This window comes from Allobrachymonas sp., assembly GCF_041912815.1.
Taxonomy (GTDB): domain Bacteria; phylum Pseudomonadota; class Gammaproteobacteria; order Burkholderiales; family Burkholderiaceae_C; genus Brachymonas.
In genome coordinates, this window is record NZ_JAYRLV010000001.1 from 357,763 (window position 1) to 370,237 (window position 12,475).

General features: G+C 59.6%; 12 protein-coding genes and 1 tRNA gene. 10 read left to right on the top strand and 3 right to left on the bottom strand.

All coding sequences use genetic code 11. The annotated features are described in order from the left end of the window. Window positions 1-48: 48 nt before the first annotated feature. Complete coding sequence (gene mutM, locus ACE3P9_RS01655) at window positions 49-873, bottom strand: bifunctional DNA-formamidopyrimidine glycosylase/DNA-(apurinic or apyrimidinic site) lyase (RefSeq protein WP_374491295.1); 825 nt, start codon at window positions 871-873, stop codon at window positions 49-51. Window positions 874-1,166: 293 nt separating this feature from the next. On the opposite strand from mutM, the gene ACE3P9_RS01660 reads away from it, so the two are divergent. The 7 genes from ACE3P9_RS01660 to pth all read left to right on the top strand — a co-directional run bounded on the left by ACE3P9_RS01660 (window position 1,167) and on the right by pth (window position 7,145). Beyond that, the gene (locus ACE3P9_RS01660; RefSeq protein WP_374491297.1) at window positions 1,167-3,077 is read left to right on the top strand and encodes a tetratricopeptide repeat protein; all 1,911 of its coding nucleotides are present in this window, start codon (window positions 1,167-1,169) and stop codon (window positions 3,075-3,077) included. A gap of 45 nt (window positions 3,078-3,122) precedes the next feature. Beyond that, window positions 3,123-3,674 (top strand): lipoprotein insertase outer membrane protein LolB, encoded by a 552-nt coding sequence (locus ACE3P9_RS01665; protein ID WP_374491299.1) that lies wholly within the window; start codon window positions 3,123-3,125, stop codon window positions 3,672-3,674. Beyond that, on the top strand, window positions 3,671-4,540 hold the full coding sequence (gene ispE, locus ACE3P9_RS01670; protein WP_374491301.1) for a 4-(cytidine 5'-diphospho)-2-C-methyl-D-erythritol kinase: 870 nt from the start codon (window positions 3,671-3,673) through the stop codon (window positions 4,538-4,540). Before ACE3P9_RS01665 ends, ispE begins: the two co-directional genes overlap by 4 nt. 43 nt (window positions 4,541-4,583) lie before the next feature. Then, window positions 4,584-4,660 (top strand) — tRNA-Gln (locus tag ACE3P9_RS01675). A 93-nt stretch (window positions 4,661-4,753) separates the two neighbouring features. Then, a complete protein-coding gene (locus ACE3P9_RS01680; RefSeq protein ID WP_374491304.1) occupies window positions 4,754-5,728 on the top strand; it encodes a ribose-phosphate pyrophosphokinase in 975 nt (324 codons plus the stop codon). 88 nt (window positions 5,729-5,816) lie between these two features. Continuing rightward, window positions 5,817-6,449 carry a 50S ribosomal protein L25/general stress protein Ctc gene (locus tag ACE3P9_RS01685; protein ID WP_374491306.1) on the top strand — a complete coding sequence of 211 codons (633 nt, stop codon included), beginning with the start codon at window positions 5,817-5,819 and terminating at the stop codon, window positions 6,447-6,449. Between the two features lie 123 nt (window positions 6,450-6,572). Further along, window positions 6,573-7,145: an aminoacyl-tRNA hydrolase gene (gene pth / locus ACE3P9_RS01690; protein WP_374491308.1), complete on the top strand. Its 573-nt coding sequence runs from the start codon at window positions 6,573-6,575 to the stop codon at window positions 7,143-7,145. Between the two features lie 54 nt (window positions 7,146-7,199). Here pth and ACE3P9_RS01695 read toward each other — a convergent pair whose 3' ends face one another. Next, on the bottom strand, window positions 7,200-7,469 hold the full coding sequence (locus tag ACE3P9_RS01695; protein ID WP_374491655.1) for a YfhL family 4Fe-4S dicluster ferredoxin: 270 nt from the start codon (window positions 7,467-7,469) through the stop codon (window positions 7,200-7,202). A 129-nt stretch (window positions 7,470-7,598) separates the two neighbouring features. Further along, complete coding sequence (locus ACE3P9_RS01700; RefSeq protein ID WP_374491310.1) at window positions 7,599-8,345, bottom strand: histidine phosphatase family protein; 747 nt, start codon at window positions 8,343-8,345, stop codon at window positions 7,599-7,601. A 170-nt stretch (window positions 8,346-8,515) separates the two neighbouring features. On the opposite strand from ACE3P9_RS01700, the gene pilB reads away from it, so the two are divergent. The 3 genes from pilB to ACE3P9_RS01715 are packed head-to-tail and all read left to right on the top strand — an operon-like array spanning window position 8,516 to window position 12,462. Beyond that, window positions 8,516-10,261: a type IV-A pilus assembly ATPase PilB gene (pilB, locus tag ACE3P9_RS01705; protein WP_374491312.1), complete on the top strand. Its 1,746-nt coding sequence runs from the start codon at window positions 8,516-8,518 to the stop codon at window positions 10,259-10,261. A 48-nt stretch (window positions 10,262-10,309) separates the two neighbouring features. Next, the gene (locus ACE3P9_RS01710; protein WP_374491314.1) at window positions 10,310-11,590 is read left to right on the top strand and encodes a type II secretion system F family protein; all 1,281 of its coding nucleotides are present in this window, start codon (window positions 10,310-10,312) and stop codon (window positions 11,588-11,590) included. A gap of 2 nt (window positions 11,591-11,592) precedes the next feature. Continuing rightward, window positions 11,593-12,462: an A24 family peptidase gene (locus ACE3P9_RS01715; RefSeq protein WP_374491316.1), complete on the top strand. Its 870-nt coding sequence runs from the start codon at window positions 11,593-11,595 to the stop codon at window positions 12,460-12,462. The last annotated feature ends 13 nt before the right edge of the window (window positions 12,463-12,475 follow it).

Consider the following 12,475-nt stretch of genomic DNA (forward strand, 5'->3'; position numbering starts at 1 on the left):
ATAGGGGGATTTCGTGGAATCATACAGAAAACGTAACATAATTTTTCTTCATCTTCGGCGCTGACATAGCGCACAGAAGTAGGTGGAGCGCTGCCCCTGCCTCACCATGCGAATGGGTGTACCGCACACACGACAGGGCTCACCCTCCCGTCCATACACCATGGCCTCCAGCTGGAAGTGCCCATTCCTGCCCTCCGGACTCGCAAAATCCCGCAGCGTAGACCCCCCTGCCTCAATGGCATGCTGCAGCACGTCACGTATGGCTTCCCATAGACGTCGGACCTGGGGCCTTGTCAGCCGATCCGCATGCTGCTCTGGATGAATACGGGCTCTGAACAAAGCCTCCGAGGCATAGATGTTGCCCACCCCGACCACCACATCTCCCGAGAGCAGCACCTGCTTGATGGCGGTCCGTCGCTGTCCCAGGGCATTCCCCAGGCTTTCGGGTGTACACGCATCACCCAGCGGCTCCATGCCCAGATGCCCCAGCAGCTTCTGCACCACAGGGGCTTGCGCGCTTTCGGCATATACCACGGCGCCAAAACGGCGGGGATCATTGAGCCTCAGCACTCCCTGCGTAGTATCGAGTTCAAAATGATCATGAGGTCCCCATGGAGGCATGTCTGCGCGATCATCCATGCGCAGTCGCCCCGACATGCCCAGATGCACCACCAGCACGCCCTGGTCCAGATCGAGCAGCAGGTACTTTCCCCGCCGGCGCACATCCTGCACCTGGCGCCCCACCAGCCCCTCGGGAGCCACGCCCAGCGGCCAGCGCAGCGGCTTGCCCATGCGCACAGCCAATATCCTGCTCCCCGGCAGATGCCCCAGCAAACTGCGACGCGTCACCTCGACTTCCGGCAATTCCGGCATACGGCGATCCCTTTCTGAACGTGCATGACAGGAAACGGGATACCGGGAATGCAGCCCCCAGTCGCCATTTCCGCACTTCCGCTGCAGGCCCATGTCCCCAGACGAGTACATGCCTGGATGCTTTCTGCCGCGTTGCCCTCCCAACTGGTGCCGTGCAGCCCTCCCTCAAGAGGAAAGGAACAGCTTCTTACACCCCACATGCCCAGGGCCCCGTCAGCGCAATCAACTTCCCTTATTATGGGACACAGCCAGCGCGCCGCTTTTGACCTCCGCGCACTCTTGTCTTTTTGCCCATGTCTCTTCGTTCCTCCCTCCCCCTTGGGCTGTCCCTCACAGCCGCCTTGCTGTGCGCATCCCCTTCCCTGCACGCCACACCGATACACGCTCCTTCTGCCCCACACCGACACGCCCGCACAGCCAAGCCCGCAGCAGAACGCCCCCCCCTGGTGCTGGATGCCACCACCCAGGCCATCATCGCCAATTCCACGGCCGCCTATGACGTACTGGTGGGGGAACTCAATGCGCAGCACCGTCAGCCGGCGCATGCCTACGCCTACCTGATGGATGCCGCCCGGCGTACCGGCGACCCCCGTCTGTATGCGCGTGCCACAGACATGGCCCTGCAGGCCCGTGCGCCCGATATCGCACTCCGGACCGTAGCCGAATGGAAGGCTGCCGCCCCCAGCGACTTCGAGGCCGAAAGCTACCGCATGCAGATCTATCTGCTCATGGGCCGACTGGAAGACACGGCAGCCCCTCTCCAGACTGCCCTCACGCTTGCCCCAGAAGACAAGCGGCAGGAGCTGATTCATGCCCTGCCCCTGCTCTACTCCCAGGCCAGGAATCCCGCGCGTGCGCTGGACATCGTGGCCCCCATTCTCCAGCCGCACCAGCGCGTTGCGCAGACTGCCTTTGTAAGCAATCTCGCACTGGCACGCATGCAGCTGGCCGCGCGTCAGTATCCAGAATGCCTGTCCACCCTGCAGCAGGCGGTGACCGCCCCGGTATATGGCGGCTCTCTCGGAGCCGCCGTTCCCAACCGCGAACTCCCCTCCCTCGTCGCGCTGGATCTGATGCGCAACAGCCGCATTTCTATGCCAAAGGTGGCCACTGCAGCGGAAAACATGATCCGGCATGAAGTGGCACGCCCCGATGCCAGCCCCGATCTGCGCATCAGCTACGCCAAGGTCCTGGTGGAACAGCGTCGCTACAACGACGCCGTCACCCAACTGGACCGTCTGATCTCCCAGCACCCTGATGACCCCACCGTATGGCTGCTGCAGGGAGCCCTGCAGTTCCAGCTCCAGCACTGGAATGCCGCAGATGCGGCGCTGCAGAAATACCTGCAAGTCCGCAAGCCAATGGAATCTGCGCTCATCGAATCCGAGGGCCCTGCTCCCACACGCCTGTCCCAAAGCCTCACCCTGGCCGAAAGCGACATCCAGGCCTACCTGCTGCTTGCCGAGATTGCCGACATGCGCAACGACTCCACCGCTGCAGCCCAATGGATCGCACGCATTCCCTCTCCGCGTGCACGCACAGCGGCCATGATCCAGCGCGCCGAAGCCCTGTCGAGACAGCAGAAATACGGACCCGCTCTGCAGCTTGCTCAGGAACTGCCCCACAAGACGGCAGCAGACAGCGCCCTGCGTGCCCTGTTCATCTCCCAGATCCAGGAAAAAACCAAGCAGTATGCCCAGGCCGAGCAGACACTCGACCAAGCCTTGTCGAGTGACCCCGACAATCCCGAGCTGCTCTATGCCCGTGGCATGATTCGCGAGGCTCAAAATCGGCTCCCGACCGCAGAAGCAGACCTGCGCCGCGTCATCGCACTCAAACCCGAATCGGCTGCCGCCTACAACGCCCTCGGCTACTCTCTGGTACAGCGCAATCTGCGCGTGCAGGAAGGCCATGATCTCATCGCCAAGGCCCTCAGGCTCGATCCCGAAAACGGCGCCATTCTCGACAGCATGGGCTGGGCCCAGTATCGACTGGGCCATCTGGAAGAAGCACGTCAATGGCTCGACAAGGCTTTTCTGGCCGAACCCCAGCCTGAAATCGCGGCCCACCTCGGAGAAGTGCTCTGGCGTCTTGGCAAACCCGATGCTGCACGCGCCATCTGGAGCGAAGGCCTCAAGATGGATGCACACAATGCCATCCTCCTTGAAACCATCGAGCGCCTGACCGGACACAGAATCCCCTGAATGCAGGGTTTCCTGCTCCCGGCAGCACAGTCGATTTCTCTCGCCATGTCCACCATGCTTTCGCCTCACCATCGAGCCGGACGACTGCTCTGCGCCGTCAGTCTGGTTGCACTCGCCCTGAGCGGCTGTGCAGTTTCACGCCCCTCCTTGCCCCATGCCGGAAACGCATCTGAGGTCCTGTCCGCGGCCAATCACTGGCATGGACGCATCGCACTGAAAGTCGACCAGGATCCCCCCCAATCCTTCATTGCAGGCTTCGAGCTCCAGGGCACACCCGAGCAGGGTTCCCTCAGCCTGACCTCCCCGCTCGGCAACACCGTCGGGCGCATCAGCTGGACAGCCCAGCAGGCCCTGCTCGAACAGGGCGGTCACACCCGCTCCTATGCCAGCCTCGACACGCTCGTGACAGACATGACAGGAACAAACATCCCCATTGCTGCCCTGTTCGACTGGCTCCATGGCCAATCCACCCCCGTGCAGGGCTGGATCCCCGATCTCAGCCGTGCACGAGAGGGGCGCCTGTCCGCTCTTCGCCAGCAGCCCCTGCCCACCGCCCACCTGCATGTCATCCTCGACCAGGCACAACCCACCCCATGAGCTCCCGTTCCCTCGTCGGCCTTTCCGCTCCTGCCAAGCTCAACCTGTTCCTGCATGTCACCGGGCGCAGACCAGACGGCTATCACACCCTGCAGTCCGTCTTCATGCGCATCGACTGGCAGGACACCCTCGATTTCACCCTGCGCAAGGATGCCACCATCACGCGCCGTGATACCGGCACCACCTCTCCACTCCCGGCCGATGACCTCTGCGTGCGGGCTGCACATACGCTCCAGCAGGCCACCGGCTGCTCCATGGGAGCCGACATCGTCCTGCATAAATCCATTCCATCGGAAGCAGGCATGGGAGGCGGTTCCTCTGACGCCGCCACCACCCTCATCGCACTCAACACCCTCTGGAACCTGAAACTGGATACGCAGCAGCTACTCACTCTTGCGCTGCAACTGGGAGCGGATGTCCCTTTTTTCATTCTGGGACATGACGCATGGGTGGAAGGCATAGGCGAGCGTCTCACCCCCATTGCACTCCCTCCTGCACGCTTCCTGATCATCAAACCAGAAAGCGGCGCCCCCACGGGCAAAATTTTTTCTGCCCCCGACCTTGTACGCAACACAATTCCTGCTACACTGCAGGACTTCGTTGCAAGCACTTCTCCGTATACTTACGGACACAACGACCTGCAACCTGTAGCCAGCGCACTGTGTCCCGAGATTCAAGCTGCACTGGATTGTCTCGCAGACCTCGGTCTGCAGCCGCGCATGACAGGTTCAGGGAGCGCAGTGTTTGCATGGTTGCCGCAAGATTTTGATGCGCCTGCCGCCCTACAGCGGGTTCCTCAAAAAAACTGGAAAATCAGAATCTGCAGCAATCTAGCCGTCCATCCTCTGCTACAATGCACGGCTTAACGAAACGCGATACGGCTGGTTGCTTCTAGCAGCTGGCCCGTGTAGGGGAGTAGCCAAGTTGGTTAAGGCACCGGATTTTGATTCCGGCATGCGAGGGTTCGAATCCTTCCTCCCCTGCCATCCTGCCGTTTCGTCATTCATTCCTTTTCGCATTCCTGCTGTCACCCATCTCATTCTCAGATCGCGGTGATCTCATGCACAGCCGGGACTGTCATGCACAATTCTGATTCCGATTTTCTGGTCTTCACCGGCAACGCCAACCCCAGCCTTGCCGAAGAAATTGCCAAATCCCTGGGCTCCACTCTCGGCGACATTCAGGTAGGACGTTTCTCCGACGGCGAAGTGACCGTCGAAGTCAAGCAGAACGTCCGCGGCCGCGACGTCTATCTCGTCCAGCCCACCTGCGCGCCCACCAACGAAAACCTGATGGAGCTGCTCATCATGGTCGATGCACTCAAGCGTGCCTCGGCCGAGCGCATTCAGGCTGTCATCCCCTATTTCGGCTATGCCCGTCAGGATCGTCGTCCACGATCGACCCGCGTGCCGATCTCTGCCAAGGTGGTTGCCAACCTGCTGCAGACCGTAGGGGTGCATCGGGTACTCACCATGGATCTGCATGCAGACCAGATCCAGGGCTTCTTCGACATCCCGGTGGACAATATCTATGCCTCGCCGGTCCTGCTCGGCGATCTGAAACAGAAGAACTACGACAACCTGATCGTGGTTTCGCCCGATGTGGGCGGCGTGGTGCGGGCGCGTGCCCTGGCCAAGCAGCTGGGATGCGACCTTGCCATCATCGACAAGCGTCGTCCCAAGGCCAATGTCAGCGAAGTCATGAACATCATCGGTGACATCGAAGGCCGCAATTGCATCGTCATGGACGACATGATCGACACCGCTGGCACCCTGGTCAAGGCAGCCGAAGTCCTCAAGGAACGCGGTGCCAACCACGTCTATGCGTACTGTACGCATCCGGTCTTCAGCGGTCCTGCCATCGAGCGCATCTCCAAGGGCGCTGCACTCGATGAAGTGGTTGTCACCAACACCATTCCGCTGTCGCCCATTGCACAGAGCTGCACCAAGATTCGTCAGCTTTCCGTGGCGCCCCTCATCGCAGAAGCCATTCACCGCATCGCCACCGGCGAATCGGTCATGAGCATGTTCCAGGAAGAGCTGCGCTCTTTCTGAACCATCGGCCCTGTCCTCTGACGGTGCAGGGCCTTCATAAAACCGGGTATGCGCTGGTCGCGGCCATACCCACTCTCGGAGAAAATCCATGAAAGTCGTCGCTTTTGAGCGCGCCAAGCAAGGTACGGGTGCGAGCCGCCGCCTGCGCAATGCTGGCAAAACCCCCGGTATCGTCTATGGTGGCGAAGCTGCCCCCCAGATGATCGAGCTGGATCACAATGCCCTGTGGCACGCTCTCAAGAAGGAAGCCTTCCACGCTTCCCTGCTGGAGCTTCAGGTCGGAGACCAGACCAGCCGCGTGCTGCTGCGCGATGTGCAGTATCACCCCTACAAGCAGCTCGTGCTGCATGTGGATTTCCAGCGCGTGTCCGCCACGCAGAAGCTGCACATCAAGGTGCCGCTGCACTTCACCGGTGTCGAGGAATCGCCCGCCATCAAGGAAGCACAGTGCCTGATCAACCACGTCACCACTGAGCTGGAAATCAGCTGCCTGCCCGCCGACCTGCCCGAGTTCATCGCCGTGGATCTGAGCAAGCTGGCCGTGGGTGAATCCATCCACCTCAGCTCCATCACCCTGCCGAACGGCGTGACCGCCGTCCTCCATGGCGATGAAGACCTGGTGCTCGTGACTGCCACCGCCCCCAAGGCCAACGCAGAAGACGAAGCAGAAGCAGCCGCTCCCGCCGCCGATGCAGCACCTGCTGCTCCTGCTGCCGAATAATCCCCGGCCGCTGCCAAGATGTGAGAGCCACCTCCGGGTGGCTCTTTTTCGTGGCCATGTATCTGCATGTCCTGCGGGCACACCGTGCTTTCGCAGACATTCCGCATTTTTCTGGATAGTCACATGATTCAGCTCATCGTAGGTCTCGGCAACCCAGGCCCCGAATATGAAGAAACCCGTCACAATGCCGGCTTCTGGTGGATTGACGAGGCGTGCGACGCCTGGAATATCCGCCTGCAACCCGAGAAGGGCTTCTTCGCGCATGTTGGACGTGGCACTGTGCAGGGGCACCAGATCTGGTTGATGAAGCCACAGACCTTCATGAACCGCTCAGGCCAAGCCGTGGGAGCACTGTGCCGTTTCTACAAGATTCCTGCTGACCATGTTCTGGTCGTGCATGACGAGCTGGACCTCTCGCCAGGACAGATCAAGCTCAAGCATGGCGGCGGACATGCCGGACACAATGGTCTTCGAGACATCCATGCACAGCTGGGTACGCCTGACTACTGGCGCCTGCGCATAGGCATTGGACACCCCGGCGTGAAGTCGGAAGTGGTGCACTGGGTACTCAGGAAACCTCCTCTCGATGACCGCATCGCGGTGGATCAGGCCATTTCGCATAGTTTCAAGGGCATTCCCAATCTGATTGCCGGCGAAAACGACAAGGCGACAAAGATCATCCACACCCGGGACTGAGTTCCGTCCTGAGCAGTTCCTGCAGGCATTTCCCCGAATTGCCTTGCGCTCAGCTCAGGGATGGGGAGAAACCTCTGCCTCGGCCTGCAGCCGCTGGTATTTCAGGAGCAGCTGTTCGTGGGTTTCCATGCGGGCAGGGTTCAGGGGAATGCAGGCAACAGGGCAGACCTGCACGCATTGGGGCTCATCGAAATGCCCCACGCATTCGGTACAGCGATCCGGATCTATCTCATAGATTTCTTCACCGAGATGAATTGCGGAATTCGGACACTCCGGCTCACAGACATCACAATTGATGCATTCATCCGTAATCATCAATGCCATCGACAGATCCATCCCCACGTGGTGTGCAAGGCGCATGCCAGGATCATGCTCCTGCCTATTCATGTGCACTGCAGTATTCAGAACAGGACTGAATTATCGCAAGCTCTGCAGTTGCTGTCATGGCTGCCCCTATTCGTTCAGGGCCCATTTCTGCGGATCATAGAGGGCTTGTGTCGCAAGTGTCTCCACATGGCGTGCATCAGCCCATTCTCCGGCGCACAATTTCCGGCCATCCCAGCCGACATGATTGATGCCCACATTGGGAATCAGCGATACACGGGGCCCTGACAGCGCAAGTCCCTGCAGTTCTCGCCATACGATGTCGACGACGCCCCCATGGACAATGAGCATGATGGCCGGCACCTGTATGGGAATGTCATTCCCCGATGACAAGGACTGGGGTCGCATCCCGGCATGCAAGCGGACAATGCGCATCAGCTCTTGCATGATCCGTCCATGGAATTGCCGTGTACTCTCCCCTCCGGGGGGCACATAGTCAGGATCGAATTTCCTCCACTGCCTGGCCTCTGCTGCATGCTGCTCGACTGCTTCTGCGAAAGTCAATCCCTCGAAGACTCCGAAGCATTGCTCCCGAAGCTCTGCACAAGGCTGCACACGCCACGAGCCATGTCCTTGTACAGCCAGTCTGGCTGTCTCCCTGGCACGCTGCAGGTCACTGCTGTAGACCGCTACCGTCCGCGCCCAGGCTCCCTGTGCATCCAACGCGCGCCCCAGCAGCCGTGCCTGCTCCTTGCCGTTCACATTGAGCGGCACGTCGGAATGCCCCTGAAATCGCAATGCGCGATTGGCATCCGTTTCTCCATGACGGATCAACAGAATTTCCAGCTGCAAGGAAGAATGGCAATCGGTGGTCATGGCACATTTGTCAGATTGTTAACACAGAAATCCTACATCATGAGGGCATCTCGCCTGTGAACCCGCTAGACTAGGGACCGATCCTTTCATGCAAGAACCAGGGGGCCATGGCGGCCTCCTTCTTCGCATGACTGCAACCCACTCCCCCTCGTTCCCTCTTCCGAGACCCTATGTCCGTTTCAGAATCCACCCTCAAGGAGTCGATGCCGGCCAGTGCCCTGCCGGGTATTGCCCGCGTCCTGATCCAGCGGGGCAGACTGGAGGAATCCACGGCAGAGGAACTGGCAGAGCGCGCACGACAGAACAAGACCCCCTTTCTGGCAGAGCTGATTGCCGCCAACCACATTTCGGCGGCAGATACGGCCTACATTCTGGCGCAGACCTTTGCGCTTCCCCTGCTCGACATTCGTTCCGTCGACAAATCCAAGCTGCGCATGGATCTGCTCGACAACAAGCTGTGTGCGGAATGCAAGATTCTGCCTCTTGCCAAGAGAAACGGCAGGATTCTGGTCGCCACACCCGATCCCACCGATCTGGTCACCATCAAGAAAACCAAGTTCGCCAGCGAATTCCCCGTGGACTGGATCGTGGTGGAATACCCCGCCCTCGTCGCCATGCTGACGGAGATGATGCAGTCGGTATCGGACAATCTCAATCAGCTGGTACAGGGCACCGACTTCAACTTCGATGACATCAGCGAAGAAGAAGCCGCCGATGGCAACAAGGACGAAATCAGTACGGTGGACGTCGATGACGCGCCGGTGGTCAAGTTCTTCCACAAGATGCTGCTCGATGCCGTGAACATGCGTGCATCCGACCTGCACTTTGAGCCCTACGAACACACCTACCGTGTACGTTTCCGCATCGACGGGGAACTGCAGGAAGTGTCTTCTCCGCCGCCGGCGATCAAGGATCGACTGTCTTCCCGGATCAAGGTGATGGCCAAGCTCGACATCTCCGAGAAGCGCATTCCCCAGGACGGCCGGATGAAGATCCGCTTCGGCCCCCAGAAAGTGATCGATTTCCGGGTGAGCACCCTGCCCACCCTGTTCGGCGAAAAGGTAGTGATCCGTATTCTGGACCCCAACAGTGCCAAGATGGGCATTGATGCACTGGGATACGACGCCACCGAAAAGGGGCGTCTGCTGCATGCCATCAAGCGCCCCTACGGCATGATTCTGGTGACAGGCCCCACTGGTTCAGGCAAGACCGTGTCCCTCTATACCTGCCTCAACCTGCTCAATCAACCGGGCGTGAACATCGCTACGGCGGAAGACCCTTCCGAAATCAACATGCCGGGGGTCAATCAGGTCAACGTCAACGAAAAGGCTGGCCTGACTTTTTCGGTGGCTCTTAAATCCTTCCTGCGCCAGGATCCGGACATCATCATGGTGGGTGAAATCCGTGACCTCGAAACGGCCGACATTGCCATCAAGGCGGCTCAGACTGGCCACTTGGTTCTGTCCACCCTGCACACCAATGACGCCCCCACCACCCTGACCCGGCTGCGCAACATGGGTGTTGCGCCATTCAACATCGCCTCCAGTGTGATTCTGATCACCGCACAGCGTCTGGCACGGCGGCTGTGCATGAAGTGCAAGCAGCCGATCGAGCTTCCACGCAAGAACCTGCTGGAAGCTGGCTTCACCGAGGACCAGCTCGAAGGCGACTGGAAGCCCTATCAGGCGGTAGGCTGTGATGCCTGCAACAACGGCTATAAGGGACGGGTAGGCATCTATCAGGTGATGCCGATCAGCGAAGAGATCGAGAAAATCATCCTCGCGGACGGCAGTGCCCTCGAAATTGCCAAGCAAGCCGAAAAGGAAGGCGTGCGCTCCCTGCGACAATCAGCCCTGCAAAAAGTCATGCAAGGCATCACGTCGCTCGACGAGGTGATGGCCGTCACCAACGACTGATTTTCATTTCCAATCCAGACATAAACAACACGACATTCAGGGAGCCCCATGGCAACAGCAGCACCCAAATCCGATGGTCGAGCATCACGCAGGGCAGGCAGCTCGGGTGCACGCCCCGGCAAGAAACCGGCAGAAGTAAAGACTTTCGTTTTCGACTGGGAAGGACTCGACCGCCAGGGCAAACCCGTACGCGGAGAAATGCGTGCCGCCAGCGAGGCAGTGGTGCGCAGTACCCTGCAACGTCAGGGCATGCGCATCCTGAAGATGAAAAAGCGCAAGGCGCGTTCCGGCAAGAAGATCAAGCCCAAGGACATTGCCCTGTTCACGCGGCAGCTGGCCACGATGATGAAGGCAGGCGTTCCCCTGCTGCAGTCCTTCGACATTGTGAGCCGGGGCAGCGAAAACCCCAACATGACCAAGCTGCTCAACGCCATCCGGGCAGATGTCGAAACCGGGACAGCGCTGAACCAGGCCTTCCGCAAATACCCGATGTATTTCGACGCGCTTTACTGCAACCTGGTCGAGGCTGGCGAACAGGCGGGTATTCTCGAAGGCCTGCTGGATCGTCTGGCCACCTACATGGAGAAGACGGAAGGGATCAAGTCCAAGATCAAATCCGCTCTCATGTATCCCATCGCGGTGCTGGTGGTGGCCTTCGTGGTGGTAACCATCATCATGATCTTCGTCATTCCGTCATTCAAGCAGGTCTTCACCTCTTTTGGCGCGGATCTCCCGGCACCGACACTCATGGTGATCTCCATGAGCGAGTTCTTCGTCAAGTTCTGGTGGCTGATCTTCGGCGTACTGGGCGGAGGAATCTATTTCTTCATGCAGGCATGGAGACGCAACGAGAAAATGCAGAAGTTCATGGACCGTCTGCTGCTGCGCATGCCCATCTTCGGGCCTCTGATCGAGAAATCCATCATTGCCCGCTGGACCCGCACCATGTCCACCATGTTTGCTGCAGGCGTTCCCCTGGTCGAGTCGCTCGATTCGGTGGCTGGCTCAGCCGGCAACAGCGTATTCGCCGATGCCACCAAGCGCATCCAGCAGGATGTGGCACAGGGCACCAGCCTGTCCTTTGCCATGACTTCGCAGAAGCTCTTTCCCGTGATGGTGTTGCAGATGACCACCATTGGCGAAGAGTCCGGCTCCATCGACCAGATGCTGGGCAAGGCTGCCGACTTCTACGAAGCCGAGGTCGATGACATGGTGGCCGGCATCTCCAGCCTCATGGAGCCCATCATCATTGTGGTGCTGGGAACCGTGATCGGCGGGATCGTCGTGGCCATGTATCTGCCGATCTTCAAGCTGGGACAGGTGGTGTGATGATGCCCGATGAATCCTGGCTTTATGGAAGCCTTGCCGCCCTCTTCGGACTGTTGATCGGCAGCTTCCTCAACGTGGTGATCTATCGCCTTCCCAAGATGATGGAAGCGGGATGGGCACAGGAGCATGCGGAATATGCAGCCCAGCAAGAGGGCCGTTCCCCTGAGGAGCTTTCTGCCCCCGAACGATTCAACCTCATGGTTCCAGCGTCCCGCTGCCAGAGCTGTGGGCACGTGATCCGCTGGTACGAGAACATCCCGGTGCTGAGCTGGATCGTCCTGCGCGGCAAATGCTCGTCCTGCCACGCGCTCATCAGCGTGCGCTATCCATTGGTCGAGATTGCCACAGCGGTATTGGCATGGCTGTGTTTCGCGCGCTATGGCCTTCAGATATCGACTCTGGTGTGGTTCGCTTTTGCGGCGGCCCTGCTGTGCCTGACCTTGATCGACTGGGACACCACCTATCTGCCAGACGACATCACCCTGCCTTTGCTGTGGGGAGGATTGCTCGCAAGTGCCATGGGCTGGACTGGCATCTCCCTGCAGGCTGCCGTATGGGGTGCAGCACTGGGCTATGTCTCCCTGTGGCTCGTGTATTGGGGCTTCAAGCTGGCCACAGGCAAGGAAGGCATGGGGTTCGGCGATTTCAAGCTCTTTGCGGCACTGGGGGCCTGGCTGGGCGCACAGGCCTTGATTCCCATCATTCTGCTGGCATCGGTCGTGGGGGCTGTCATAGGCATTGCGCTCAAGATCAACAGTCGGCTGCGGGAAGGAGGCTATGTGCCGTTCGGCCCCTTTCTCGCTCTCGGAGGCTATGCCGTGTGGCTGTGGGGAGCCCCACGCATCCTGCAGCTGATCGGACTCGCTCCCTGAGCAGCTGCTCGCT